Annotated in this window: 23 protein-coding genes; 13 read left to right on the top strand and 10 right to left on the bottom strand. The window is 70.0% G+C overall.

All coding sequences use genetic code 11. The features are described from left to right. The first annotated feature begins 21 nt into the window (after positions 1-21). A complete protein-coding gene (locus OP79_RS04175; protein WP_033318552.1) occupies positions 22-807 on the top strand; it encodes a glutamate racemase in 786 nt (261 codons plus the stop codon). A gap of 96 nt (positions 808-903) precedes the next feature. Further along, positions 904-1,467: a hypothetical protein gene (locus OP79_RS04170; RefSeq protein WP_033318551.1), complete on the top strand. Its 564-nt coding sequence runs from the start codon at positions 904-906 to the stop codon at positions 1,465-1,467. Between the two features lie 10 nt (positions 1,468-1,477). Here OP79_RS04170 and OP79_RS04165 read toward each other — a convergent pair whose 3' ends face one another. Next, complete coding sequence (locus tag OP79_RS04165; RefSeq protein WP_106972286.1) at positions 1,478-2,542, bottom strand: O-antigen ligase family protein; 1,065 nt, start codon at positions 2,540-2,542, stop codon at positions 1,478-1,480. A 218-nt stretch (positions 2,543-2,760) separates the two neighbouring features. Here OP79_RS04165 and lnt point away from each other — a divergent pair, with 218 nt between their 5' ends. From lnt to OP79_RS04145, 4 genes are all read left to right on the top strand, one after another. Next, on the top strand, positions 2,761-4,374 hold the full coding sequence (gene lnt, locus OP79_RS04160; protein WP_033318550.1) for an apolipoprotein N-acyltransferase: 1,614 nt from the start codon (positions 2,761-2,763) through the stop codon (positions 4,372-4,374). Between the two features lie 67 nt (positions 4,375-4,441). Beyond that, on the top strand, positions 4,442-4,915 hold the full coding sequence (locus tag OP79_RS04155) for an NUDIX hydrolase (protein ID WP_033318549.1): 474 nt from the start codon (positions 4,442-4,444) through the stop codon (positions 4,913-4,915). Positions 4,916-4,975: 60 nt separating this feature from the next. Beyond that, positions 4,976-5,776 (top strand): 3-hydroxybutyrate dehydrogenase, encoded by an 801-nt coding sequence (locus OP79_RS04150; protein WP_033318548.1) that lies wholly within the window; start codon positions 4,976-4,978, stop codon positions 5,774-5,776. A gap of 58 nt (positions 5,777-5,834) precedes the next feature. Continuing rightward, positions 5,835-7,760 (top strand): helix-turn-helix domain-containing protein, encoded by a 1,926-nt coding sequence (locus tag OP79_RS04145; protein WP_033318708.1) that lies wholly within the window; start codon positions 5,835-5,837, stop codon positions 7,758-7,760. A gap of 58 nt (positions 7,761-7,818) precedes the next feature. Here OP79_RS04145 and OP79_RS04140 read toward each other — a convergent pair whose 3' ends face one another. Then, positions 7,819-9,219 carry an MFS transporter gene (locus OP79_RS04140; RefSeq protein ID WP_033318707.1) on the bottom strand — a complete coding sequence of 467 codons (1,401 nt, stop codon included), beginning with the start codon at positions 9,217-9,219 and terminating at the stop codon, positions 7,819-7,821. 365 nt (positions 9,220-9,584) lie between these two features. Between OP79_RS04140 and OP79_RS04135 the strand changes: the two genes are divergently transcribed. Beyond that, a complete protein-coding gene (locus tag OP79_RS04135) occupies positions 9,585-11,804 on the top strand; it encodes an NADP-dependent isocitrate dehydrogenase (protein ID WP_033318547.1) in 2,220 nt (739 codons plus the stop codon). 177 nt (positions 11,805-11,981) lie between these two features. Then, complete coding sequence (locus tag OP79_RS04130; RefSeq protein ID WP_033318546.1) at positions 11,982-12,263, top strand: metal-sensitive transcriptional regulator; 282 nt, start codon at positions 11,982-11,984, stop codon at positions 12,261-12,263. 42 nt (positions 12,264-12,305) lie between these two features. Here the strand turns inward: OP79_RS04130 and OP79_RS04125 are convergent, their stop codons facing one another. Next, entirely contained in the window at positions 12,306-13,571 is a 1,266-nt protein-coding gene (locus OP79_RS04125) for an alpha-L-fucosidase (RefSeq protein ID WP_033318545.1), read from the bottom strand. Positions 13,572-13,771: 200 nt separating this feature from the next. Between OP79_RS04125 and OP79_RS04120 the strand changes: the two genes are divergently transcribed. After that, positions 13,772-14,170 carry an SseB family protein gene (locus tag OP79_RS04120; protein WP_033318544.1) on the top strand — a complete coding sequence of 133 codons (399 nt, stop codon included), beginning with the start codon at positions 13,772-13,774 and terminating at the stop codon, positions 14,168-14,170. Positions 14,171-14,183: 13 nt separating this feature from the next. On the opposite strand, the gene OP79_RS04115 is transcribed toward OP79_RS04120, so the two are convergent. Together OP79_RS04115 and OP79_RS04110 are read right to left on the bottom strand one after the other, a co-directional pair. Beyond that, positions 14,184-14,579 (bottom strand): MarR family winged helix-turn-helix transcriptional regulator, encoded by a 396-nt coding sequence (locus OP79_RS04115; RefSeq protein ID WP_033318543.1) that lies wholly within the window; start codon positions 14,577-14,579, stop codon positions 14,184-14,186. Positions 14,580-14,682: 103 nt separating this feature from the next. Beyond that, positions 14,683-15,282, bottom strand: a complete 600-nt coding sequence (locus tag OP79_RS04110) for a TMEM165/GDT1 family protein (protein ID WP_033318542.1) — start codon at positions 15,280-15,282, stop codon at positions 14,683-14,685. Between the two features lie 367 nt (positions 15,283-15,649). Between OP79_RS04110 and OP79_RS04105 the strand changes: the two genes are divergently transcribed. Continuing rightward, positions 15,650-16,024, top strand: a complete 375-nt coding sequence (locus tag OP79_RS04105) for an SseB family protein (RefSeq protein WP_033318541.1) — start codon at positions 15,650-15,652, stop codon at positions 16,022-16,024. A 26-nt stretch (positions 16,025-16,050) separates the two neighbouring features. Here the strand turns inward: OP79_RS04105 and OP79_RS04100 are convergent, their stop codons facing one another. The 4 genes from OP79_RS04100 to OP79_RS04085 are packed head-to-tail and all read right to left on the bottom strand — an operon-like array spanning position 16,051 to position 20,220. Next, positions 16,051-17,082: a LacI family DNA-binding transcriptional regulator gene (locus tag OP79_RS04100; protein WP_033318540.1), complete on the bottom strand. Its 1,032-nt coding sequence runs from the start codon at positions 17,080-17,082 to the stop codon at positions 16,051-16,053. Beyond that, positions 17,079-17,984: a carbohydrate ABC transporter permease gene (locus tag OP79_RS04095; protein ID WP_033318539.1), complete on the bottom strand. Its 906-nt coding sequence runs from the start codon at positions 17,982-17,984 to the stop codon at positions 17,079-17,081. The genes OP79_RS04100 and OP79_RS04095 overlap by 4 nt, the downstream gene beginning before the upstream one ends. Further along, on the bottom strand, positions 17,981-18,904 hold the full coding sequence (locus OP79_RS04090) for a carbohydrate ABC transporter permease (RefSeq protein ID WP_033318538.1): 924 nt from the start codon (positions 18,902-18,904) through the stop codon (positions 17,981-17,983). The genes OP79_RS04095 and OP79_RS04090 overlap by 4 nt, the downstream gene beginning before the upstream one ends. Beyond that, positions 18,901-20,220, bottom strand: a complete 1,320-nt coding sequence (locus OP79_RS04085; RefSeq protein WP_033318537.1) for an ABC transporter substrate-binding protein — start codon at positions 20,218-20,220, stop codon at positions 18,901-18,903. The genes OP79_RS04090 and OP79_RS04085 overlap by 4 nt, the downstream gene beginning before the upstream one ends. Before the next feature lie 308 nt (positions 20,221-20,528). Between OP79_RS04085 and OP79_RS04080 the strand changes: the two genes are divergently transcribed. Together OP79_RS04080 and OP79_RS04075 are read left to right on the top strand one after the other, a co-directional pair. After that, entirely contained in the window at positions 20,529-22,550 is a 2,022-nt protein-coding gene (locus OP79_RS04080; protein WP_033318536.1) for a beta-galactosidase, read from the top strand. A gap of 113 nt (positions 22,551-22,663) precedes the next feature. Beyond that, entirely contained in the window at positions 22,664-24,226 is a 1,563-nt protein-coding gene (locus OP79_RS04075) for a glycoside hydrolase family 53 protein (protein ID WP_033318535.1), read from the top strand. Between the two features lie 64 nt (positions 24,227-24,290). Here the strand turns inward: OP79_RS04075 and OP79_RS04070 are convergent, their stop codons facing one another. Then, positions 24,291-24,875: a PadR family transcriptional regulator gene (locus OP79_RS04070; RefSeq protein ID WP_033318534.1), complete on the bottom strand. Its 585-nt coding sequence runs from the start codon at positions 24,873-24,875 to the stop codon at positions 24,291-24,293. Positions 24,876-24,930: 55 nt separating this feature from the next. On the opposite strand from OP79_RS04070, the gene OP79_RS04065 reads away from it, so the two are divergent. Then, the gene (locus OP79_RS04065; RefSeq protein WP_033318533.1) at positions 24,931-25,323 is read left to right on the top strand and encodes a nuclear transport factor 2 family protein; all 393 of its coding nucleotides are present in this window, start codon (positions 24,931-24,933) and stop codon (positions 25,321-25,323) included. Positions 25,324-25,326 lie beyond the last annotated feature (3 nt).

The following is a 25,326-nucleotide window of genomic DNA, read 5'->3' as shown; positions in this document are numbered from 1 at the left end:
TGGATCGTCTATGGTGACCGGGTGAAGATCGCGCTCATGGACTCCGGAATCGGACTGCTCGCGGCAGCCGCCGCGGTACGTCGTCTGCGGCCCGACGCCGATGTCGTTCTGTCCTCCGCCCCCGAGAGCATGCCCTGGGGGCCGCGTACTCCCGCGGACGTGACCGAGCGCGCCCTCGCCGTCGCCGAGGCGGCGGCGGCCCACCGGCCCGACGCGCTGATCGTCGCGTGCAACACCGCCTCCGTGCACGCCCTGCCCGCCCTGCGCGCCCGCCTCGAACCGGACCTGCCGGTCATCGGCACGGTTCCGGCGATCAAGCCCGCCGCGGCGGGCGGCGGACCGGTCGCGATCTGGGCCACGCCCGCCACCACGGGCAGCCCCTACCAGCGTGGTCTCATCCGGGAGTTCGCCGCCGGAGTGACCGTCACCGAAGTGCCGTGCCCGGGACTCGCCGACGCGGTGGAGCAGGCCGACGAGGCCGCCGTCGACCGGGCGATCGCCGCCGCCGCGGCGCTCACTCCGGACGATGTAAGGGCCGTTGTCCTGGGCTGCACCCATTACGAGCTGGTCGCTGAGCGCATCCGCGCGGCCGTGCGGCAACCCGGGGGCGCCTCGCTCGTCCTGCACGGCTCGGCCGGCGCGGTGGCCGCCCAGGCGCTGCGCCGCATCGGCGCACATCCGGCTCCGGGGGCGCCCGCGCGGGGCACTCTCACGGTGTTGCTCAGCGGACAGGAGGCGGCCCTGCCCGCGGCGGCGCTGACATACGCCGAGGGCAGGCTGCTGCAAGCCGTCAGCCCCGCGCGCTGAACCTCTCGCCACGAACCGGACGCCTGACATCCACTCGGACCAGTAACTGTCCGCAACCCGATGCCCGCGCTGCGGAATCTGAGTAGTCTCAAAGCCATGAGGCATCCCCACGGCGAGAAGGACGCTGACGACGCCCCGCATCCCGAGGTCTGGCACGGCCGCGCGACCAACCGGGTGCAGTGGCTGCTCGCGCTGAGCGGCGCCGCCTGTATGGCCCTGGGAATCGAGCTGGCCGTCGACTCGGCCTGGACGTCGGGCATCGTGCCGCTCCTCATGTCCGTGATCGGCTGCATCGCCGGGGGACTCCTGGTCCTCTTCGGCACGCTCGCGTTCGTGCACGTCGCCGTGAAGGTCGACAAGGAGTGCCTGGAGGTGCGCTGCGGCCACATGGGCCTGCCGCGCCGCCGGATCCCCCTCTCCCACATCACCGGCGCGGACTTCCTGCCCCGGGTCACCCCGCGCCACTGGGGCGGCTGGGGCTACCGCTGGCGGCCCGAGAAGGGGACCGCTGTGGTCGTACGGCGCGGTGAGGGCTTGGTGCTGCGGCTCGGCGACGGCCATTCCTTCACGGTCACGGTGGACAACGCGGAGGCGGCCGTACGGGTCATCCGGGCCCGTCTCGCGTCGACGACATCGGCCACCCGGGGCACTGCGCTCTGACGCAGCCCGGTCACGGACCTGATCGGCCGCTGTGGGTGCGCCCGCCCTCCTCCACCGTGCTCTGCGGCACTTCGGGCAGGGGACGGGCCGTGGCGAGCCCCGCGAGCAGTCCCGCGCCCGCCGTCACCGTGGGGAAGCTCAGTGCGTTGCCGACCGCGGCGATCGCGGCCAGCGCAGTGAGCGCGGCGCCCGCGGTGAGCGCGACCGACGTGGGGCGCGGCGTGCGCCACAGTGCGTACAGGACCCAGCAGAACACCGCCGCGAGCAGCACCACGCCGAGGAGCCCCTGCTCGGCCGCTTGCTGAAACGGCGCGGAGTACGGCTTGCCGTCCGTCGTCGGCGATTGCGTGACCGTCGGGCTGAGCTCCGGGAACCGTCCCGGGCCGACGCCAAGGCCCGGCTCCTGGTGGGCCATGTCGAGCGCGTCGCGCCACAGCTGGACCCGTTGCTGGGTGAGCTGGCCCTCCAAGGAGGAGGTCAGGCCGTCCGGCAGCGCGTTCTCGGCGACGGCCCAGGTCGCGCCGGTCACCAGGCCCGCAGCGAGGGCGAGGCCGGCGAGTCCTGGGCCGCGGCGCATGCGGTCGGCGGCGAGGGAGCACAGCAGTACGCCCGCACAGGCGACACAGCCCGCCGTCGAGCCCAGGAAGGCCGAGGCCACCCCGATCCCGGCGGCCAGCAGCCGCAGCCCGAGCCGCAGCGCCGGTGGGCGTGCCGCCCAGGCCGCACAGCACGCGGCCCCCGCGGACAGGGTCAGCAGAGCCGCGGTGGAGCCGGTCTGCCCGAGCGGCGAGATGACCTGCGGCCCCGGTGCCGTGTTCGGGGCGGCGATCGCGAGGCCAAGACCGGCAAGCGCCCCCGCGCCAGGAGCGGCGACCGGCAGGTACGAACCGCACATCCGCCCCGAGGCGTAACCGGCGGCCACGGCGAGCACCGCGAGCAGCACCCCCTCGGGTCGGCCACCGTGCACCGAGGCGGAGATCACGGACCAGGTCGCGCAGCCAGCGAGCACGATCACACCCGTCACGTCCGAAACGGTGCGTCTGTCGTGCGCCGACACCGGCTCGGCCGACGTCATTCCCGTGGACCCCACCCGCCGCCCCCCGACCCATGACGGACCCCGACCGAATGGCCGGATACGGCCGTACGTGAAGGGCTTCGGCACACCGTAACGGGTGGTGCGCCGCTTTGTGGACGAGTTGCGCAGAAACGATGCAGCTGTCGGGTGGAGCCGCCTGGCCAGGGGTGAACGGGCCGCGTTGTCGGTGGCCAGGTCACGCGCCGTACACTCCCCGAGTGACCGCCACAGCAACATCCGTAGACCAGCCGGAACAGCTCGGACCGCAGGACCGGCCCGCATCGCGCGGGGCACGGCTGGTGCGGCGGTTCGGTCCGGCCGTCGTCGCGGCGCTCTCCGGAGTGCTCCTCTACGTCAGCTTTCCGCCGCGCACCCTGTGGTGGCTCGCCCTACCGGCCTTCGCGGTCTTCGGCTGGTGCCTGCGCGGGCGCACATGGAAGGCGGGCCTACGGCTCGGCTACGTCTTCGGCCTCGGCTTCCTGCTGCCCCTGCTCGTATGGACCGGGGTGGAGGTCGGGCCCGGGCCGTGGCTGGCCCTCGTCGTCATCGAGGCGGTGTTCGTCGCGCTCGTCGGCGCCGGCATCGCGGCGGTGTCGAAACTGCCCGGCTGGCCCGTGTGGGCGGCTGCCCTGTGGACCCTCGGCGAGGCGGCACGCGCGCGCGTGCCGTTCAGCGGCTTCCCCTGGGGCAAGATCGCCTTTGGCCAGGCGGACGGGATCTTTCTGCCGCTCGCCGCGGTGGGCGGCACTCCGGTGCTCGGCTTCGCGGTCGTCCTGTGCGGCTTCGGGCTGTACGAGATCGTCCGCCAGGTCGTCGAAGTGCGGCGCACCCATGTCGTACGACGTGGGGCCGTCGCCGCGGCACTGCTCAGCTTCCTGCTCCCCGTAGTGGGCGCTTTCGCCGCCCGCCCTCTGGTCAGCGACACGGCGGAGGACGGCACGGCGACCGTCGCCGTCATCCAGGGCAACGTCCCGCGCGCGGGCCTCGGCTTCAACGCCCAGCGGCGCGCCGTGCTCGACTACCACGCCCGGGAGACCGAGCGCCTGGCCGCGCAGGTCAAGGCGGGCAAGGTCCCTCAGCCGGACTTCGTACTGTGGCCGGAGAACTCCTCCGACATCGACCCGTTCAGCAACCCCGACGCGCGCGACGTGATCGAAGCGGCCGTCAAGGCGATCGGCGCGCCCATCTCGGTCGGCGGCGTCGTCGAGAAGAACGGCAAGCTCTACAACGAGCAGATCCTGTGGGACCCCGACAAGGGGCCCGGCGACACCTACGACAAGCGGCAGATCCAGCCGTTCGGCGAATACCTCCCGCTGCGCTCGCTCGTCGGCGCCATCAACGAGGACTGGACGTCCATGGTGCGCCAGAACTTCAGCCGCGGCAGCGAGCCGGGCGTGTTCACCATGGCGGGCACCAAGGTCGGGCTCGCGACCTGCTACGAGGCTGCCTTCGACTGGGCCGTGCGCGACACGGTCACCGACGGCGCCCAGATGATCTCCGTACCGAGCAACAACGCCACGTTCGGCCGCAGCGAGATGACCTACCAGCAGCTCGCCATGTCCCGGGTCCGCGCCGTCGAGCACAGCCGCACCGTCACCGTCCCGGTCACCAGCGGCGTCAGCGCCGTGATCATGCCCGACGGGAAGATCACACAGCGCACCGGAATGTTCGTGGCGGACTCGCTGGTCCAGGAGGTGCCGCTGCGCTCCTCCCAGACCCCTGCCACGCGTCTCGGCGTACTCCCGGAGGCGCTGCTCGTGCTGGTCGCCGTCGGCGGCCTCGGCTGGGCGGTGACGGCGGGAGTCCGCGCCCGACGCGCCGGTGACGTGTAGCCGTACGCCGGTCGTACGCGCCCTGCGCCTCGCCGGAGTGACGGAGCCGGGCCGTTAGGGTCGCTCCATGGCTACTCCTGACTTCATCACCGCCATCCGGGCCACCGCCGGCCGGCAACTGCTCTGGCTCCCCGGAGTCACCGCGATCGTCCTCGACGACGAGGAGAGAGTGCTGCTGGGACGCCGCTCGGACACCCGCAAGTGGTCGGTGATCGGCGGCATGCCGGACCCGGGTGAGCAGCCGGCGGCCTGTGCGGTGCGGGAGGTCTACGAGGAGACGGCGGTGCGCTGCGTTGCCGAGCGGGTCGTCCTGGTGCAGGCCCTGGAGCCGATCACCTACGAGAACGGTGACATCTGTCAGTTCATGGACATCACCTTCCGCTGCCGGGCCGTGGGTGGTGAGGCACGCGTCAACGACGACGAGTCGCTGGAGGTCGGCTGGTTCCCGGTCGACGCCCTGCCGGAGCTGAACGAGCACGGACTGTTCCGGATCAAGCAGGCGCTGTCCGAGGAACCCACGTGGTTCGACCCCATGGCCTGAGGGCGAAGTGTGGGTGACGACCACATCGGTTGGGGCGTGGCTGCTGCCTAGGGTCGGGGCATGACCGCGCCCAGCGCCCTCGCAGGCCCCCACGTCCCGTCCCTCGACCTCGGCGGCCGCACCGCCCTCGTCACCGGCGCCGCAGGCGGCATCGGCCGTGCGTGCGCACTGCGGCTCGCCGCGGCGGGGGCCAAAGTGCGGGCGGTCGACCGGGAGGCCGGGGGCCTGGAAACGCTCGGCGAACAGGCTCGGGGCCTCGCGGGCACCGTCGAACCACACGTCCTCGACCTCACCGACCTGGACGCCGCGGAGTCCGCCGCCGCGGGCACCGATGTCCTCGTCAACAACGCCGGGCTGCAACTGGTGCGCCCGATCGAGGAGTTCCCGCCCGACACCTTCCACACCGTGCTGACCGTGATGCTGGAGGCCCCGTTCCGGCTCATCCGCGGGGCACTGCCTCACATGTACGGGCAGGGGTGGGGCCGCATCCTCAATGTGTCGTCGGTCCATGGGCTGCGCGCCTCTGCTTTCAAGGCGGCGTATGTGGCAGCGAAACATGGACTGGAGGGCCTCTCCAAAACCGCTGCCCTGGAAGGCGCCCCCCATGGCGTCACCTCGAACTGTGTGAACCCTGCCTATGTGCGCACCCCACTGGTCGAGAAGCAGTTGTCCGACCAGGCCGCGGCCCACGGGATCCCCGAGGAGCGGGTGCTGACCGAGATCCTGTTGCGGGACAGCGCCGTCAAGCGGCTCATCGAACCGGAGGAGGTCGCCGAGGCGGTCGCGTACCTGTGCAGTCCGCAGGCCTCCTTCGTCACCGGGACCTCGCTGGTCCTCGACGGTGGCTGGACCGCGCACTGAGCGTGAGTTGTCCACAGGGCTGGTCGGGCTGTCGGTGCGGTGAGTAATCCTGGTGGACATGTCTCGCGATCAATTGCAGTCCGCAGGGCGCTCCGAGGCGAGCGCCGAGGCGCCGTTCCTGGAGCTGCTGGCCCGGGGCGCGTCCGCCGACGCGTACGAGCAGCCGGTGCTGCTCGCCCGTGCCGACGGACTGCCGCCCGAGCGGGTCGCCGCTCTGGAGCACGCCAAGGTGCTCGCGCTGCGCGTGCGTTCCGAGATGGAGGGACGCCGCCGACGCGAGGCCGAGCTGTCCGCGCTCTTCGAGACGGCCCACGACCTGGCCGGGCTGCGCGACCTCGACGCCGTGCTCCAGGCGATCGTGCAGCGCGCGCGGTCGCTGCTGAGCACGGACGTGGCGTACCTCACCCTGAACGATCCGGTCGAGGGCGACACGTACATGCGGGTCACCGAGGGCTCGGTGGCGGCGCGCCTCCAGCAGTTGCGGCTCGGCATGGGGGAGGGGCTCGGCGGGCTCGTCGCCCAGACCGCCCGCCCTTATGTCACCGACGACTACTTCCAGGACGACCGTTTCCAGCACACCTCGGCCATCGACGCGGGCGTTCGGGACGAGGGCCTGGTGGCGATCCTCGGCGTGCCCCTGATGCTCGGGCCGCATGTCATCGGCGTGCTCTTCGCGGCCGACCGCCGGGCACGGGTCTTCGAGCGGGAGCAGATCGCGCTGCTCGGCTCGTTCGCCGCCCTGGCGGCCGCCGCCATCGACACCGCGAACCTGCTCACCGAGACCCGCGAAACACTCGGGGATCTGGAGCGGGCCAACGAGATCATCCGGGACCGCAGCGGGGTCATCGAGCGCGCCTCGGACGTGCACGACCGGCTCGCCGAGCTCGTCCTGCGCGGCGGCGGGGTCCACGACGTGGCGGCCGCGGTCTCCCAAGTCCTCGACGGCACTGTGGAGTTCGCCGAGGCGGGCGCCGCACCCGGTGATGCCCTCGAGGCATCACGCGCCGAAGGACACGCCGTCCGGCACGGGGACGACTGGGTCGCGGCCGTCGCCGCCGGCGGTGAACTGCTTGGCGCACTGCTGCTGCACGGCCATCCGGGGCTCGACCCCGTCGACCAGCGCACCCTGGAGCGGGCCGCCATGGTCACCTCGCTCCTGCTGCTGGCCCGCCGCTCGGCCGCCGAGGCCGAACAACGCGTCCGCGGCGAGCTGTTGGACGATCTGCTCGACGCGCGCGACCGCGATCCCCGGCTGCTGCGCGAGCGTGCCGCCCGGCTGGACGCCGACCTCGACGGCACCCACGTGGTGCTGGCCGCTCGTCTCGACTCCACAGCCGCCGACGCCGACCACGAGGCCGCCGCCCGCCGCAGGCTGTGGTCCGCCGCGTCCCACCTCGCCGCCACCCGGCACGGCCTGGCCGCCGCCCGCGACGGTGGCACAGTCCTGCTCCTGCCCCTGCGTCCCGGTGACACCGCGACGGACCTGGCCCGCCGCACGGCCGGAGACCTGGGCACCGCCGTCTCCGAGGCGGTCACCGTCGGCGCCTCCGCGCCCGTCGAGAACCTCACCGCCCATCCGGACAGCGTGGCCGAGGCCTACGCGGAAGGGCAGCGATGCCGCGACGCGCTGCGACTGCTCGGCCGGGCCGGGGACGGCGCCGCCGCCGAGGACTTCGGGTTCCTGGGGCTCCTCCTCGCCGGGAGCCGGGACATCTCTGGCTTCGTCGAGCGCACCATCGGCCAGGTCGTGACGTACGACGCGAAACGCGGCACCAATCTCCTGCGCACCCTCGACGCGTACTTCGCGTGCGGCAGGAGCCCGGCGCGCACGAGCGACGAGCTCCACGTCCACGTCAACACGGTCGCGCAGCGCCTGGAGCGGGTGGGCCGGCTGCTCGGACCCGACTGGCAGAGCCCGGCCAGGGCCCTGGAGATCCAACTCGCCGTACGGCTGCACCGGTTGTCGTCCACGGCGCGACATTGACCCCCGCACGCACGGGCGCACGGGGGTCGGTCTCGGGGAAGCTCGCCGTGGAACCGGCTCAGACGGGACGGGCGTCAGCGGCGCGGGCCGACGTCGTCGCGGGCTCCGCGTCCTCCTGGCCGTCCTCACCCTCCCATTCCGCGAGGTCACGGTGCCGGGTCTCCTTCGCCACCCCCACCGCGATCAGTGTCAGTACGGCCGCCCCGACCACGTACAGGGCGATCGGAGTGGAGCTGTCGTAGTCGGCCAGCAGTGCGGTCGCGATGAGCGGCGCGGGCGCGCCCGCCGCGACGGACGAGAACTGTGCGCCGATCGAAGCGCCCGAGTAGCGCATACGGGTCGCGAACATCTCCGAGAAGAAGGCGGCCTGCGGTGCGTACATGGCCCCGTGCAGGACCAGGCCCACGGTCACGGCGAGGATCAGGTTCCCGAAGCTCCCGGTGTCGATGAGCGAGAAGAACGGGAACATCCACACACCGACTCCCGCCGCGCCCAGCAGATACACAGGCCGACGGCCGACGCGGTCCGACAGGGCGCCCCAGGCCGGGATGACGGCGAAGTGCACGGCGGAGGCGATGAGCACCGCGTTCAGCGCGGTCTGCTTGGAGAGACCGGCCGATGTGGTGGCGTACACGAGGATGAAGGCGGTGATCACGTAGTAGCTGATGTTCTCCGCCATACGCGCGCCCATCGCGATCAGGACGTCGCGCCAGTGGTGCCGCAGCACGGACACGAGCGGGAGCTTCTCGGCGGGTCCGTCCTGGGCCGCCTTGCGAGTTTCGGCCTGCGCGAGGGCCGCCTTGAAGACTGGCGATTCATCGACAGACAGACGAATCCACAAACCGACGATCACCAGCACGCCCGACAGCAGGAACGGAATACGCCAGCCCCAGGACATGAAGGCGGCGTCCGAGAGGACCGCGGTCAGCAGCGACAGCACACCCGTCGCCAGCAACTGTCCGGCGGGCGCCCCGGTCTGCGGCCACGAAGCCCAGAACCCGCGCCGCCGCGCGTCCCCGTGCTCCGACACCAGCAGCACGGCGCCTCCCCATTCGCCGCCCAGTGCGAAGCCCTGCACCAGGCGCAGCACGGTGAGCAGCACCGGGGCCGCCGTACCGATGGTCGCGTGCGTGGGCAGCAGTCCGATCGCGAAGGTCGCCCCGCCCATCAGCAGCAGACTCAGCACCAGCAGCTTCTTGCGCCCGAGCCGGTCGCCGTAGTGCCCGAAGACCAGCGCCCCGAGAGGCCGGGCCGCGAATCCCACCGCGTACGTCAAGAACGAGAGCAGCGTGCCGACGAGTGGGTCGGAGCCCGGGAAGAACAGCTTGTTGAAGACGAGCGCGGCGGCGGATCCGTAGAGGAAGAAGTCGTACCACTCGATCGTGGTGCCGATGAGGCTCGCGGCGACGATCCGGCGGAGGTTCGAGGGCGGTGGGGGAGCGGTTGTTGCGGAGGCCATGAACACCACTTCCAGGCGGGCGGGGACGCTTACTTGTCGGCACAACCTAGGAAGGTGCACGTCCATGGCACATGTGGGGGGACAACATAGTTTTTGGCGACAGTGTGCGGCCACTCACCATGAGCGGGCGGATGGTCCGGCGATGACGGCTGGCGGGGGGAGCGTCGACTACTACGTACGGCTGGAACAGGGCCGCCAGAGGAAGAGGCACTGCGCGTGATGGCGAAGACCTGAGGGCGGAGACCAGCTGAGACCCCGGGGTGTGACGCAGCCATGGCTCACTTGTGCGGGCTCCTGTCCGCCGATGGCCGATCACGAGATATCTTGATGTCGAGCAATGTTGCAGACGTGGAGCGGAGCACCCGGTGACTGACTCGACCATCATCTATACGCACACTGACGAGGCCCCGGCCCTGGCGACGCATTCGTTCCTGCCGGTGATCCAGGCCTACGCCTCGACGGCCGGGGTCACCGTGGAGACGCGGGACATCTCCCTGGCGGGGCGGATCATCGCTCTCTTCCCGGAGTACCTCGAAGAGGGGCAGCGCATCCCGGACGACCTGGCCGAGCTGGGCGCTCTCGCCAAGACGCCCGAGGCGAACATCATCAAGCTGCCGAACGTCTCGGCGTCGATCCCGCAGCTCAAGGCCGCGGTCGCCGAGCTGCAGGAGCAGGGCTACGCGCTGCCGACCTACCCGGACGACCCGAAGACCGACGAGGAGCGCGACATCCGCGCCCGCTACGACAAGGTCAAGGGCTCCGCCGTCAACCCGGTCCTGCGCGAGGGCAACTCCGACCGGCGCGCCCCCGCCTCGGTGAAGAACTACGCGAAGGCCCACCCGCACCGCATGGGTGCCTGGACCTCCGAGTCGAAGACCAACGTCGCGACCATGGGTGTGGACGACTTCCGTTCCACGGAGAAGTCCGCGGTGATCTCCGAGGCCGGCGCGCTGCGCATCGAGCTGAAGGGCGACGACGGCTCCACCACCGTGCTGCGCGAGTCCGTACCCGTACTCGCCGGTGAGGTCGTCGACGCCTCCGTGATGCGGGTCGCCGCGCTGCGCGAGTTCCTGACCGCGCAGATCAACCGTGCCAAGTCCGAGGGCGTGCTGTTCTCCGTGCACCTGAAGGCCACGATGATGAAGGTCTCCGACCCGATCATCTTCGGTCACGTGGTGCGCGCCTTCTTCCCGAAGACGTTCGCGAAGTACGGCGAGAAGCTCGCCGCGGCCGGTCTCACCCCGAATGACGGACTCGGCGGCATCTACAAGGGTCTCGAGTCCCTGCCCGAGGGCGCCGAGATCAAGGCCTCCTTCGACGCCGAACTCGCCGAGGGTCCCGCACTTGCGATGGTCGACTCCGACCGCGGCATCACCAACCTGCACGTTCCCTCCGACGTCATCGTCGACGCCTCCATGCCGGCCATGATCCGCACCTCCGGCCACATGTGGGGCCCGGACGGCGAGGAGGCCGACACGCTCGCCGTCCTGCCGGACAGCAGCTACTCGGGCGTCTACCAGGTCGTCGTCGACGACTGCCGCGCGAACGGCGCCTTCGACCCTTCGACCATGGGCTCGGTCCCGAACGTCGGCCTGATGGCGCAGAAGGCCGAGGAGTACGGCAGCCACGACAAGACCTTCGAGATCCCCACCACCGGCACCGTCCGCCTTGTCGACCAGGCCGGGAACGTCGTCATCGAGCAGACCGTCTCCGCCGGCGACATCTTCCGTGCCTGCCAGACCAAGGACGCCCCGATCCGCGACTGGGTCAAGCTGGCCGTCACCCGCGCCCGCGCCACCGGCGACCCGGCCGTGTTCTGGCTGGACGAGACCCGTGCCCACGACGCGCAGCTGATCGCGAAGGTCGAGCAGTACCTGCCGGAGCACGACACCGAGGGCCTGGACATCCGCGTCCTGAACCCGGTCGAGGCGACCAAGCTCTCCGTGGAGCGCATCCGCCGCGGCGAGAACACCATCTCGGTCACCGGCAACGTCCTGCGTGACTACCTGACCGACCTGTTCCCGATCCTGGAGCTGGGCACCAGCGCCAAGATGCTCTCGGTCGTCCCGCTGATGAACGGCGGCGGCCTCTTCGAGACGGGCGCCGGCGGGTCCGCGCCGAAGCACGTCCAGCAGCTGGTCAAGGAGAACTACCTGCGCTGGGACAGCCTGGGTGAGTTCCTCGCGCTGGCCTCCAGCTTCGAGCACCTCGCGCAGACCACGGACAACGCGCGCGCCCAGGTCCTCGCGGACACCCTCGACCGCGCGACCGCCCTGTTCCTGGAGAACGACAAGTCGCCGAGCCGTCGCGTCGGCGGCATCGACAACCGCGGCAGCCACTTCTACCTGGCCCTCTACTGGGCCCAGGAGCTGGCCAAGCAGAACGACGACGCGGCGCTCGCCAAGGCGTTCGCCCCGCTGGTCGAGACGCTGACCACGCAGGAGCAGACCATCGTGGACGAGCTGATCGCGGTGCAGGGCTCGCCGGCCGACATCGGCGGCTACTACCGGCCCGACCCCGCCAAGGCGTCGGCCGTGATGCGTCCGTCGGCGACCCTCAACCAGGCGCTCGCCACGCTGGCCTGACGGCTCGGTTCGCGAACAGGCTTCGCGAGCAGGACGAACACGCCAGAAGGAACCCGTTCCGCCCCGGTCGGCAGTCCGCCGACCGGGGCGGTCCCGTCTCTGTACCGAGAGCCCGGCAGGCCGGGGGAGCGGCGGCGTAGAGTACCGGGCGGGGTATACGACGAGGGAGCGCTTCGTATGGAACTGCAGATGGCGGCCGACGAGCTGAAGTCCGTGATCAACCGGCTCAAGCGAGCCCAGGGGCAGATAGCGGGCGTGATCAACATGATCGAGCAGGGCCGCTCCTGCGATGAGGTGGTGACCCAACTGGCCGCCGCCTCAAGGGCGTTGGACCGTGCCGGGTTCGCGATCATCGCGACAGGCCTGGAGCACTGCATGGCCCCCGAGAACGGCGAGCCGGACATGGACCGCGACCAGATGCGGGCCCGCCTCGAGAAGCTCTTTCTCTCCCTCGCCTGACCCGGAGTACTCGGGGCATACGAGCGCTACCGCGGCGGAGCCTCAGTCCCGCCCCGCCCCCCGGTACAGATCCAGCTCCCCTTCCAGCTCGACGGCCAGCACCGTGGCCTGATCGTCCAGATCGGCCGCAGCGGGCGCGTCGATCCAGGTCACGCCCGGAACCGCGTCCAGGCCGCCGGTGACATGGTGGCCCAGTTCGGTGCCCGTACCCAGGACCGTGGCCCGCAGGACGCGGTTGCGCAGTCCGCGTACGGAGACGGTCTCGCGCGGTGCGTCGAAGCACACCAGGTACAGCGTTCGACGGTCGGCGGACAGCGTGCTGGGACCGTAGTGGTGCCCGGCGGGCAGCCCGGCGACCGTCCCGTACACGGCGTCGGCATGACGCGCGATCCACGCGCCGAGGCCCTCCAGGCGTTCGACCTGCTCCTCGGGGATCGTGCCGTCCTCCCGCGGCCCTGCGCCGAGCAGCAGATTGCCGCCCATGCCGATCGTCTCCGCGAAGTAACGCACCAACTGGCGCACCGACTTGAAGTCGCGGTCCTGCGGCCGGTAGCTCCACGAGTCGTTGATCGTGAGGCACAGCTCCCATGGACCCTCCGGGGCCTGGAGCGGTGCACCCTGTTCCGGAGTGGCGTAGTCGCCGTAGCCGAGCATGCGGCCGTTGAGGATGGTGTCGGGGTTGCCCGCGAGGATCAGTTCGGCGAGCTCGCGCATCCGCCACTGCTCCTCCGTGCGCTCCCATTCGCCGTCGAACCAGAGGATGTCGGGGCGGAAGCGCTCGACGAGTTCGCGGACCTGGCCGTCGCGGTACGTGAGGTAGCGCGCCCAGGTCTCCGGGTCTTCCTTGCCGGGCTCGGCGTGCGAGTAGGCGTTGGGCTCCACGAGGTGCGGTCCCGGGTGCCGCTCGCTCGGGTAGTCCGGGTGGTTCCAGTCGGAGTGCGAGTAGTAGAGGCCGACCTTGAGGTCCCTCGCGCGCAGCGCGTCGACGAATCCGGTGACGAGGTCGCGGCCTGCCGGTGTGTCCCGGACGACATCGAGATTGCGGTGGTCGGTGTCCCACAGGGCGACGCCGTCGTGGTGCCGGGTGGTGAGCACCGCGTACTTCGCGCCGATGCGGGCGAACAACTCGGCCCAGGCGTCCGGGTCGTAGCGCGACGCGGTGAAGCCGTCGAGCTGTTTCATGTACTGCTCGTGCGTCATCTCGCCGGTGTAGAAGGACCAGGACTCGGCAGCGCCGCCCACGGCGTAGACGCCGTAGTGGATGAAGACGCCCAGCTTGGCATCGGGAAACCAGGGTTGCATCGGCATACGCCCACGCTATGCGCGACGCCGCGGACGGCGCGTGGGCGGCGGTCACCACTACTGGTCCGTTTTCACCATGCGCGGGGACTCGGCAGTACGATCCGGAAGTGTAGGTATGCCAGGACGTCCGAACGGGTACGCGAGTCACGCGCCCGGGGCGAATGGTGTCCCGGGTGGCCGAGAACGCCACTACGTCGGGATGTGCCATGGAGATACCCTCGAACGACAGCGCCACCTCGGAGGCCGAGCGGGCGCTGAGTGTGCTGGCCGAGAACGCTGAGGACGACGCGGCGCTGGACACGCTGGCCGGCACGGACGTGCTGGTCCCGGTGCCTGATGACGCCGACGACGAGGCGGTGGCCGATCCCGCGATGGTGGCGCTGCCCGTACTGGAGCAGGATGGCGAGGAGCCGCTCGTGCCGGTGTTCACCTCGGAGGTGCGGATGGCCGAACTGCTGCCGTATGTCTCCCGCTACCGGCTGGTGCCGCTGGGCGCACTGGCCTCCCAGTGGCCCACTGGGGATCTTTCGCTGACGATCGACGCCAGCTCCCCGCACGGCCTGACGCTCAACTCGGAGGGCGTACGCACGCTCCTCGTCCGTTAGCGGAGCGTGCGCCTCACTCGCCCTTCAGCATGCGCGCGAGCGCCGCGCGCTGCAGTGGGCGTACCTCGGTGTGCAGGTCGCGGCCCTTCTGGGTGAGCGCGACCCACACCCCGCGGCGGTCCTCCTGGCAGATGGAGCGCTCCACCAGGCCCTCCTTCTCCAGGCGGCCGATGAGGCGGGACAGGGCGCTCTGGCTCAGGTGGACGCGCTCGGCGATGTTCTGCACGCGGCACTGCTCGCCCGGATGCGTGGCCGCGTCCGACACCAGGATGTCGAGGACCTCGAAGTCGCTGGCTCCCAGGCCATGTGGATGCAACTCGCGGTCGATCTCGCACATCGTGCGCGCATGCACCGACAGGATGTCCCGCCACCGCTCCTCGAGCCGGGAATCGGTCTTCTCCGCTGCCATGTATGCACGGTAACAGAAAATGAACCTTTGTTGACTATGCAACTAGTGTGCGCGCATGTAAGCGCCACGCGGGCAGGGGAGCGCAGCTCCAGGGGCCGGCAAGTCAGCCGGTGAAGATCTCGACCGCCGACCACACGGCCAGGCCCAGCATGCACAGCCCGCCGATGCGCTGGACGGTCTTCAGGGGTACGCGCTTGGCGATGAAGCGGCCCGCCAGCAACGCGAGAGCGGAGACCGACATGAGGGCCGCCGCGGAGCCGAGGGCCACGGACGCGATCCCGTTCGTGGCCGCGAGGTTGGCGGTCGTGATCTGCGTCAGGTCGCCCCACTCGCTGATGAAGACGGCCATGAAGGCGGTCGTGTAGACCGGCCAGAACCCGGTGACCGTCCGGCCGTCCGCGTCCACCTCGTCGTCCCCTTCGCCGCGCAACAGCATGAAGGCGCCGAAGGCGAACAGCGCGGCCGAGACGGTTTTGACGGTCCAGTCGGGCAGCAGGCCGATGAGGCTGCCGGCGCCGACGGCGATCGCGACATGCACGACGAACGCGGTCGACGTGCCGAACCACACGTACAAGGGCCGCATGCGGGTGCCCATGGCCAGCGACGCGAACATCGTCTTGTCGGGCAGTTCGGCGAGGAAGATCAGCCCGAAGGCGGTGATGACCGCCAAGGGGTCGAAAGACGCCAGGGGGGCGAGAGACATCCGGGTGGCTTTCTGTACGGGCCGGGCCCTCCGGATCTTCGCGAAGCGCCCTCGGCTGGGGCGACGGGAGAACCGATCGGCCCGGCATGACGGGTGCACCGCACGGCGTGCGAGCACATCAATGCCTGGCCGAAGGTCTCGCCCACCCGCATGTTCACGCGGGCCCGGCCACCGGGAACCCGTGGGCTCCAGTGTGTCGACGACCGGTTCGCAGAGCTACTCCCCTTCGCGATCACCCAGTCTACCGGTCATTCGCGCGTGCTTCGCATGAGCGTGCGGACGGAGGGTAGGCGAGAGTTGTCCCACAAGGACGGTCCCACGCGGACGGAACACCTCGTCCGCGGGACACGAACGAAACGCCACCCCCATGACCAGCCCTCCCGACGAAGACACGTCCGCCGGCATCCTGCGCGCCCTGGGTGTCCTGGCGTACGACGGACAAGACAGCGAGGCGCGGGCCCTGTTGGCCGGGAGCAGAGTGCTGGTGCCGGCCGACCCTCTCGACGACGTGGACGCCCCGGAACTGAAGCTTGCCCTGACGGGCCGTGCTGTGGAGGTCTTCACCTCGGAGGAGCGGATGGCCCAGGCGCTGCCGGACGTGCAGACCTACCACCTCGTACCCCTCGGCCTGCTCCCGGCCCACTGGCCCGAGAGGGGCCGCTCGCTCACCATCGACCCGGGTTCGCCGGACAGCCTCACGCTGTCGGCGGACGGCGTACGGTTACTGCTCGGCGAACCCTGAAGCTGCGCCCATTCTGTTTGGAGCTCTCAGGTCGACCGGCGCTTCACCAGCTCCGTCGGCAGGATCATCGCCGCCGGGTCCTCGCCGCCGATCTGGGCGAGCAGCAACCGCACCATCTCGGCGCTGATGCGGTCGTAGGGCTGGCGGATCGTCGTGAGGGCCGGAGTGGCCTCTGTCGCCGCGCTGGAGTCGTCGAAGCCGCCCACGGACACGTCCTCAGGCACCCGGCGGCCCGCCCGGCGCAGCGCCGCCAGGGCGCCCTGTGCCATCAGGTCGGAGGCCACGAACAAGGCGTCCATGTCGGGGGCCTGCGCCAGCAGCCGTTCGGTGCCCGCCTCGCCGCTGGCCCGGCTGTAGTCGCCGGAGACAATGAGCCGTTCGTCGATCTCGACGCCGGATTCCGTGAGCACCTCCTTGTAGCCGGCGAGGCGGTCGACACCGCCCGGGGTGTCCAGCGGGCCGCTCACCATGCCGATACGGCGCCGCCCCAGCGACAGCAGGTGGCGCACCATGTCACGGGCGCCGTCCCGGTCGTCCGCGGCCACGTAACTCACCTTTGAGCTGAGCCCCATCGGCTTGCCACACTGGACGAGGGGCACCCCCGCCGCACGCAGTTCCTCGGCGACCGGGTCACCGGAGTGGCTGGAGACCAGCAGCACCCCGTCGACATGACCGGCCGTGATGTACCGCGTTATGCGCCGCCGTTCGTCCCGCGTGCCCGCCAGCATCAGCAGCAGCGGGATGTCGTGCGTCGCAAGTGCCTGCGTGCAACCGCTCAGCAGGACATTGAAGTTGGGGTCCTCGAAGAACCTCTCCTGCGGTTCGGTGAGCAGGAAACCGATCGAGTCCGAGCGTCCGGTGATCAGCGAGCGGGCGTGCCGGTTGACGACGTAACCCGTCCTGCGGATGGCCGCGTTGACCGCCTCCTGCGCCGTCGGGCTCACATAGTGCCCGCCGTTGAGTACGCGGGAGACGGTGCCGCGCGAGACACCGGCCTCGCGCGCCACGTCATGGATCGTCGGCGGCTTGCGCCGGCCCCCCGTCGAGTGCATGGTCATGACTTTACGGCTCCGGACAGCAGGTCGAGGCTCCAGAACCGCTGGATGACCAGGAACAGCGCGATCAGCGGGATCACCGCGAGCAGAGCTCCCGTGATCACCAGCGTGTACAACGCCGGGGTGTTGGCGCCCTGTTCGAGAAGCGTGAACAGACCCAGCGTGATCGGGAACTTCTCGTCGTCGCTGAGCATGATGTACGGCAGCAGGAAGTTGTTCCACACCGCCACGAACTGGAACAGGAAGACGGTCACCAGACCCGGCACCATCATCGGCAGCGCGACCCGAGTGAAGATCCGCCACTCGCTCGCCCCGTCCATCCGCCCGGCCTCGACCACATCACTCGGCACGGCCGCGGTGGCGTAGATGCGAGCGAGATACACGCCGTACGGCGACAGGATCAGGGGCAGCAGCACCGACGCGTACGAATCCGTCAGGTCGGCCTTGGCCAGCAGCAGATACTGGGGGATCGCCAGGATCACCGGCGGCATCAGCACGCCCGCCAGGAGGATGTTGAACACGGTCTCGCGGCCACGGAAGCGGTAGATCGCGAGGGCGTAGCCGCTGAGCGCGGAGACGGCTGTCGACAGGAGGGCGCCGAGGCCCGCGTAGAGGGCGGAGTTGCCCATCCACTTCCAGTAGACGCCGTCACGATAGGCGTTGAGGTCCTTCACGTTCTCGGCGAAGCCCGTGCCCGGCAGGAACGTGAACGTCGAGAACAGCTCACGGCCGGACTTGGTCGCCGCGATCAGCACCCAGGCCACGGGCAGCAGGCAGTAGACCGCACCCAGCAGCAGCGTGACCGTCGGGACGAAGGCGATCCGGCGCCGCAGCGGCGGCCCCTGAGCGGTGCCGGATGTCGTGCCCGCGGCCGGAGCGGCCTTGCGGACGGCAAGAGAACTCATCGTGCTTCCTCCTGCTTGGTACGGGAGTTGGCGACGCGGAGGAAACCGAAGGACAGGACGAGTGTGACGAGGGCGATGATCACGGCCGCTGCTGCTGCCGAGTGGATGTCGCCCTTGCCGAAGGCGTCCTGGTACACCTTCATCAGCGGACTCCAGGTCGTGGAAACGGAGTTGGTGAGCGGCTTGAGGGTGGTCGGCTCGCTGAACACCTGGAGCGTCGCGATGATCGAGAAGAAGAAGGTCAGCACCAGCGAGGGCGCCACCATCGGGATCTTGATCCGCACTGCGATCTGCAGCGGGGTCGCACCGTCCAGCTTCGCCGCCTCGTGCACCTCGGCCGGGATGGCCTGCAACGAGGTGTAGATGACGATCATGTTGAAGCCGGTGCCGCCCCACACCGCGATGTTCGACAGCGCGGCGTACAGCCCTCCGCCGTCCAGCAGGTCCGGCTGCGGCAGCCCCAGCTTGTCGAGCACGAAGTAGAAGGGGCTGACGTCCGGCAGATACAGGAAGCCCCACAGCAGCGCCGCGACGACGCCGGGAATGGCGTACGGCAGGAAGATCGCGAGCCGGGTGAAGGGCGCGAGGCGGACCCGTTCGGTGTCGAGCATCAGCGCGAACAGCAGGGCGAGGCCGAGCATGACCGGGACCACGATGGCGCCGTACCCGAGCACGCGCAGCGCTCCGTCGAGCAGCTCCGAGTCGGTGAGGGCGTCGGTGTAGTTCTCCAGGCCCGCCCAGACCTCGCTGCGGGCGCCCGAGCCCAGGCCCAGGCCCTTGACCTGGACCTTGTGGAGGCTGAGCCAGATCGCGTAGCCGATGGGCAGCGCGAAGAACAGGGCGAAGAGGATCGTCGCGGGAAGAAGGAAGGCATACGGGGCCCCCTTGACCCCGTACGACTTCCGGCGTGCGCTCGTCACTCCGCGACCTCGAAGCCCTGCTTCTTCATGTCGGCGACGGTGTCGTCCTGCATCTTCGTGAGGGCGGCACCGAAGTCCGACTTGTCCTTGGCGGCCTTGCCGAACGCATCCTTGAAGGTGGTGTACGCGACGTTCACGTTCGGGCCCCACGCGGAGGGTGCCGTGGTCTTCGCGATCTCGGAAGCCTGGGTGTAGAAGTCCGGCTGGTTCGAGAAGAAGGCCGGCGGCTCGGCGAACGCGTCACTGGTCTGCGCGGTCGTGGCGGCAGGGTAGATGCCGCCCTCCTTCGCGAGCGCGGTCAGCGCGGCCGGGTCCGTGTTCAGCCAGGAGGCGAACTTCGCGGCGGCCGACTTGTTCTTGGAGTCCGTGGTGACGGCCGTGGAGGAGCCGCCCCAGCTGCCCGTCACGTTCTCGCCGGCCGACCACTGCGGCAGCGGGGCCATCGCCCACTTGCCCTCGGTGTCGGGCGCGGCGGTCGTCAGCGTGCCGGGCGCCCAGACCGCGCTCACCCAGGCGATCTGCTTGCCGGTGTTGAGCGCCTTGTTCCAAGCCGGCGTGTACATCGGCTGGTTGTCGATCGCGCCCTCCTTGACGAGACCGCCCCAGAAGTCGGCGACCTTCTGCGTCGCCGCGTCGTCGATGCCGACCTTCCACGTCTCGCCCTCGGTGGTCCACCACTTGGCGCCCGCCTGCTGCGCGAGACCCGCGAACTGCCCGGAGTCGTTGGCGGAGAACGTGGTGAGGTCCGTGTCCGGGGACTTCTTCTTCAGCGCGCGGGCGGTCTGAGCGAACTCCTCCCAGGTCTTGGGGACTTCGAGTTCGTACTGCTTGAAGAGGTCCTCGCGGTAGTAGAACATCATCGGTCCGGAGTCCTGCGGAATCGCGTACACCGCGTCCGAACCCAGCGTCGTCTGCTGCCAGACACCATCGGCGAACTTGTCCTTCACGCCGTCCACCTCACCGGCTATGTCGGCGAGCGCGTCATTGCTGACCAGGGTCGGCAGGGCCTGGTACTCGGCCTGCACCAGGTCCGGGGCCTTCTTGGCCTTGTGCGCGGTGAGGATCTTGGTGACGAGGGTGTCGCCGGACGCCTGCTTCTTCACCGTGACGGTGATCTGCTCGTCCTTGCCCGGGCCCTTGTTCCACAGGTCGGCGACCTTGTCCATGCCCGGCGTCCAGGACCAGTACGTCAGCGAGACCGGCCCCGAGTCGGCCTCGCTGTCCTCGTCCGAAGAGCCGCAGGCGGCGAGTGCGGTGGCGCCGAGCGTGACGGCGACCGAGATGGTCACGAGGCGACGCAGCTTCGTGTGTGGCATGGATGTATCTCCCTGACCGTGGTCTCCGCCTGCTGCGGAGGCCTGCCCCTTTTTCTTGTGCGGCTCGCCCCCGGGGCGCTTCAGCCGGTGTCGAGGGCACGACCGTGCTCAGCCATTCAGGCCTCCGCGCGCTCGCCCCTCGACACCGGCGCGCCCCTGCGGCTCGCCCGTGCTGCTTCTGTGAGCGTTCACAGTAGAGAAACATCCAGGACACTTGTCAATGGTTGTTGCTGTGCGGTTATGTTGGGCTCGTGCCGACAGCGATGTGTGTGCACGTTCCCAACTGATCGATAAACCGGGAGAGATCCATGCCGGAGACCACCCCCAAGGGCCTCACCAGGCTCGCCTTCGGTGGGGACTACAACCCCGAGCAGTGGCCGGAAAGCGTCTGGCACGAGGACGTCCGGCTGATGCGCGAAGCGGGCGTCACGATGGTGAGCGTCGGGATCTTCTCCTGGGCCCTGCTCGAACCCTCACCCGGGGCCTACGAGTTCGGCTGGCTCGACCGTCTCCTGGACCTGCTGCACGAGCACGGGATACGCGCCGACCTCGGTACGCCGACGGTGGCGCCGCCGGCCTGGTTCTACCGGGCGCACCCCGAGTCGCTGCCGATGGCCGCCGACGGGACGCGGTACGAGTTCGGCTCGCGCGGCGCCATCTGCCACAGCAACCCCGACTACCGCGAGGCCGCCGCCGCCATCACCACCCGGCTCGCCACCCGGTACGCCGACCATCCCGCGCTCGCGCTGTGGCACGTCCACAACGAGTACGGCGTCCCCGTGTCGGCCTGCTACTGCGAGTCCTGCGCCGCGCACTTCCGCCGCTGGCTGGCCGCGACGTACGAGAGTGTCGACGCGGTCAACGAGGCCTGGGGAACCGCCTTCTGGGGCCAGCGGTACGCGGACTTCGACCAGATCAACCCGCCCCGCGTGACCCCCACGGTCGGCAATCCGGCGCAGGCGCTCGACTACAAGCGCTTCGCCGACGCCACCATGCGCGAGAACTTCGTGACCGAGCGCGACATCCTGCACCGCCTCTCGCCCGGCATCCCGGTCACCACGAACTTCATGACCGCCCTCAGCCAGTGCGACTCCGTCGACTACTGGGCCTGGGGCCGCGAGGTCGACCTCGTCACCAACGACCACTACCTGATCACCGACGGCCGCCGTACCCACGTCAATCTCGCCATGGCCGCCGACCTCACCCGCTCCGTCGCGGGCGGCGCCCCCTGGCTGCTGCTCGAACACTCCACGTCGGGCATCAACTGGCAGCCCCGCAACCCCGCCAAGGCACCCGGCGAGATGGCCCGCAACTCCCTCGCACATGTGGCCCGCGGCTCCGACGGCGCCCTGTTCTTCCAGTGGAGGCAGTCGCGGCGCGGCGCGGAGAAGTTCCACTCGGCGATGCTGCCGCACGCGGGCACGGACTCGCGGGTCTGGCGTGAGGTGGTCGAACTCGGCGCGTCCGTGGGCGCGTTGGCGCCGATCCAAGGCACACGCACCGTCGCCGACGTGGCCGTGCTCTGGGACTGGCACTCCTGGTGGGCGCAGACCCTCCAGTGGCGCCCCAGCGAGGACCACGACCCGCGCGAGCGCGCCGACGCCTTCTACGAAGCCCTCTTCGACCGCCACCTCACCGTCGACTTCGCCCACCCGGAAGCCGACTTGTCGGCCTATCCACTCGTCGTCGTGCCCGCGCTGTACCTGATGACGGAAGCCGCCGGGCAGAATCTGCAGGAGTACGTCGAGAACGGCGGCACCCTCGTCGTCTCGTACTTCTCCGGCATCGTCGACGAGCACGACGCCGTGCACGACGGCCCCTACCCGGGCCCCCTGCGGGACGTACTCGGCCTGACCGTCGAGGAGTTCTCGCCGCTGCTGGCGGGCGACCGGGTGCAGATCGCAGGGCCCGACGGCTCCGAACTCACCGGTGACGTGTGGTCGGAGTTCGTGGTGCCGCGCGGCGCCGAGACCGTGTGGACGTACACCGACGGACTCACCGCCGGCCACCCCGCCGTCACCCGGCACCGGCTCGGCGACGGCACGGCCTGGTACGTCTCCACCCGCCTCGGGTCCGACGGCCTCGACGCCCTCGTGGGCTGGGCCGCCGAGGACGCCCGCATCGCGCCGCGCGCCGACCTGCCGCGCGACGTCGAAGTGGTGCGCCGCACCGGCGAGTCCGGCACCTACCTCTTCGCGATCAACCACACCTCGTCGGACGCCAAGGTGCCGCTGGAGGCGCACGGCACCGAGCTGCTGACGGGCGAACGCGCCGCGGGCCGCCTCGCGGTTCCCGCGGGAGCCGTCCGGGTCGTACGACTCGACGGCTGAGCCGACTCCCTCCGCCCGTGCGAGCCGCACGAGCCGCGGGCGGAGGGGCTTCCCCTCCGCCATCAGGAGGGGCACCCCCCATACCCATCACGTCGAAGGGACGACGGACGACGATGTTCCATCCCAGACGCACACTCAAGGCCCTGCTGCTGCCGCTCGCAGCCGGGCTCGCCCTCACCGCCCTGCCCGCACAGTCGGCGGTGGCGGCGAGCACGCTCCAGAACACCGGCTTCGAGTCCGACGGTTCCGGTGTCGCCGCACCCAGCGGCTGGTCGGAGTACGGTTCCACCGGCGCCTCGTTCGTGGAGTCCGGTGGCCGCAGCGGCAGTTACCGCCTGTCGCACTACGCCTCCTCCGCATACAAGGTGGAGACGTACCAGTACCTCTCCGGGCTGACCAACGGGAACTACACCCTCAGTGCCTGGGTGCGCTCGGGCGGCGGGCAGAAGTCCGCGTACCTGGCGCTCAAGAACTGCGGAAGCGCCGAGCAGCGCACCGATCTGCCGGTCTCCAGCAGCGGCTGGATACGCATAGTCGTCCCCATCAGGGTGACGAACAGCCAGTGCACGATCAGCATCAACTCCGATGCGAACGCGGGCAACTGGATCAACGTCGACGACCTGACGTTCACCTCGGGCACGACCAACGGCCTGGCCATCAAGGGCTCCGACGTCTCGTCACTCGCCAAGAGCGAGGCCAAGGGCGGCGTCTACCGGACGAGCTCCGGCAGCACGGGGGACGCCCTCGCCATTCTCAAGTCCCACGGGCACAACTACGCCCGCCTCAAGGTGTGGGTGAACCCGGCCGACGGCTACAACAACAAGGCCCGCGTCCTCGCGATGGCCAAGCGCGTCAAGGCGCAGGGCATGAAGCTCCTCGTCGACTTCCACTACTCGGACTTCTGGGCCGACCCGGGCCGCCAGGACAAGCCCGCCGCCTGGGCCGGACATTCGTACAGCCAGCTGAAGACGGACGTCTACAACCACACGTACGACGTCCTCAACGCCCTGAAGGCGCAGGGCACCACGGCCGACATGGTGCAGGTCGGCAACGAGACCAACGGCGGCATGCTCTGGAACGAGGGCTCCACCGACAACTGGGGCCAGCTCGCCGGGCTGCTCAACTCCGGCTACGACGCGGTCAAGGCGGTCAACTCGTCCACGACTGTGGCGCTGCACCTCGCCAAGGGCGGCGACCTCGCGGGCACCCGCTGGTGGTTCGACAGCGCACGCTCGAACGGTGTGAAGTTCGACGTCATCGGCCTGTCGTACTACGGCTACTGGCACGGCTCGCTCACCGACTTCCAGACCACCCTGGACGACGCGGCGACCCGCTACGGCAAGCCGGTCTACGTCGCCGAGACGGCCTACCCCTTCCGTCTTGGCAGCGAGGACGCGCACGAGGACATCATCAACACGAGCGGTGAGCTGGTGGCCGGATACCCGGCCACCACGGCCGGGCAGACCGCCTGGTTCCGCGACATCATGAACATCGTGGAGGCCGTCCCGAACAACCGCGGCCTCGGTGTCTTCTACTGGGAGTCCACCTGGACCGCGGTCAACGGCAACGGCTGGGACCCGACCGACCCCTCGTCGGGCAACGCCTGGGAGAACCAAGCCCTGTTCGGCTACGACGACCGCCCGCTTCCGGCGATGTCACTGTTCAACCGCCGGTGACGCACTGACGGACACCGGCTGACCGAGGGCCCGCCCGCGCGCGAAGCGTGGGCGGGCCCTTTCGTCACGTACCGCCGCGGCCGTCGCTACTGTCGGCCTTCGCCCGCCGCTGAAGGATCACCAGCACCTGCTCGCCCCAGCGGACGGCGGCCTCCTCGAACTCGATACCGCCCAACAGCGTGAGATAAGGGCCCACACGCTCGGACCGGGTCAGATGCTCGTCCTCGCTGCGACCGTCGAGCAACCGCAGCCGGAGTCGTTCGTACCGGGCCAGTTTCGCCCGGGCCCATTCAATGCGCTCCTCGACGGCAGCGCGTACGGCCGTGCCGTCACCCTCGTCCACCGCCTGCAGCTTGACCAGCAGCTCGTCGCGGATCGCGGTGGGCCGGGGCGGGGCGGCCGTGAAGTCGTACAACGCACGCCGGCCCGCCTCCGTCAGCGCGAAGAGCCGCTTGTCCGGCCGGCATTCCTGGCGTACGACCCTGGCCTCGATCAGCCCCTCGGACGCCATGCGGTCCAGCTCGCGGTACAGCTGCTGGGGCGTAGCCATCCAGAAGTTGGCGACCGACGCGTCGAAGGTCTTCGCCAGGTCGTAGCCGGAGGCCTCGCCGTCCAGAAGCGTGGCCAGCAGAGCGTTGCGCAGTGCCATGCGAGGAGCGTACTGTCCGACACACCTAATCAACAAATTGACTATGAGGTGGACCATGAACCCCTTCCGCAAGGCCGTCGAGGACGGCGACCACGAGGCTGTCGTCGCCCTGCTCGCCGAGGACGTCGTGTTCACCAGCCCGGTGGTGTTCAAGCCGTACGCCGGAAAGGCGATCACCGCGGCGCTCCTGGGCGCCGTCCTGCGTATCTTCGAGGACTTCCGCTACGTCCGCGAGATCGCGAACCCGGACGGCCGCGACCTCGTCCTCGTCTTCGAGACGCGCGTGGGCGACCGGCAGCTCCAGGGCTGCGACCTGCTGCACTTCGACGAGGACGGCCGGATCGACGAGCTCACGGTCATGGTCCGCCCGCTGTCCGGTGCCCAGGCGCTCCAGCAGGCGATGGCGGACCGGTTCGAGAGCATCGAACGAGAGGCGGCGGGCACCTGAGAA

Origin of the sequence: Streptomyces yerevanensis, from assembly GCF_000716805.1 — a bacterium.
Lineage (GTDB): Bacteria > Actinomycetota > Actinomycetes > Streptomycetales > Streptomycetaceae > Streptomyces > Streptomyces flaveus.
This window is presented reverse-complemented; position numbering and strand designations above follow the sequence as displayed.

Excerpts from the sequence above, each read along its gene's own strand:
- OP79_RS04170 (WP_033318551.1), top strand. The coding sequence starts at position 904 with ATGAGGCATCCCCACGGCGAGAAGGACGCTGACGACGCCCCGCATCCC.
- OP79_RS04165 (WP_106972286.1), bottom strand. The coding sequence starts at position 2,542 with ATGACGTCGGCCGAGCCGGTGTCGGCGCACGACAGACGCACCGTTTCG.
- OP79_RS04155 (WP_033318549.1), top strand. The coding sequence starts at position 4,442 with ATGGCTACTCCTGACTTCATCACCGCCATCCGGGCCACCGCCGGCCGG.
- OP79_RS04150 (WP_033318548.1), top strand. The coding sequence starts at position 4,976 with ATGACCGCGCCCAGCGCCCTCGCAGGCCCCCACGTCCCGTCCCTCGAC.
- OP79_RS04145 (WP_033318708.1), top strand. The coding sequence starts at position 5,835 with ATGTCTCGCGATCAATTGCAGTCCGCAGGGCGCTCCGAGGCGAGCGCC.
- OP79_RS04140 (WP_033318707.1), bottom strand. The coding sequence starts at position 9,219 with ATGGCCTCCGCAACAACCGCTCCCCCACCGCCCTCGAACCTCCGCCGG.
- OP79_RS04130 (WP_033318546.1), top strand. The coding sequence starts at position 11,982 with ATGGAACTGCAGATGGCGGCCGACGAGCTGAAGTCCGTGATCAACCGG.
- OP79_RS04125 (WP_033318545.1), bottom strand. The coding sequence starts at position 13,571 with ATGCCGATGCAACCCTGGTTTCCCGATGCCAAGCTGGGCGTCTTCATC.
- OP79_RS04120 (WP_033318544.1), top strand. The coding sequence starts at position 13,772 with ATGGAGATACCCTCGAACGACAGCGCCACCTCGGAGGCCGAGCGGGCG.
- OP79_RS04115 (WP_033318543.1), bottom strand. The coding sequence starts at position 14,579 with ATGGCAGCGGAGAAGACCGATTCCCGGCTCGAGGAGCGGTGGCGGGAC.
- OP79_RS04110 (WP_033318542.1), bottom strand. The coding sequence starts at position 15,282 with ATGTCTCTCGCCCCCCTGGCGTCTTTCGACCCCTTGGCGGTCATCACC.
- OP79_RS04105 (WP_033318541.1), top strand. The coding sequence starts at position 15,650 with ATGACCAGCCCTCCCGACGAAGACACGTCCGCCGGCATCCTGCGCGCC.
- OP79_RS04100 (WP_033318540.1), bottom strand. The coding sequence starts at position 17,082 with ATGACCATGCACTCGACGGGGGGCCGGCGCAAGCCGCCGACGATCCAT.
- OP79_RS04095 (WP_033318539.1), bottom strand. The coding sequence starts at position 17,984 with ATGAGTTCTCTTGCCGTCCGCAAGGCCGCTCCGGCCGCGGGCACGACA.
- OP79_RS04085 (WP_033318537.1), bottom strand. The coding sequence starts at position 20,220 with ATGCCACACACGAAGCTGCGTCGCCTCGTGACCATCTCGGTCGCCGTC.
- OP79_RS04080 (WP_033318536.1), top strand. The coding sequence starts at position 20,529 with ATGCCGGAGACCACCCCCAAGGGCCTCACCAGGCTCGCCTTCGGTGGG.
- OP79_RS04075 (WP_033318535.1), top strand. The coding sequence starts at position 22,664 with ATGTTCCATCCCAGACGCACACTCAAGGCCCTGCTGCTGCCGCTCGCA.
- OP79_RS04070 (WP_033318534.1), bottom strand. The coding sequence starts at position 24,875 with ATGGCACTGCGCAACGCTCTGCTGGCCACGCTTCTGGACGGCGAGGCC.
- OP79_RS04065 (WP_033318533.1), top strand. The coding sequence starts at position 24,931 with ATGAACCCCTTCCGCAAGGCCGTCGAGGACGGCGACCACGAGGCTGTC.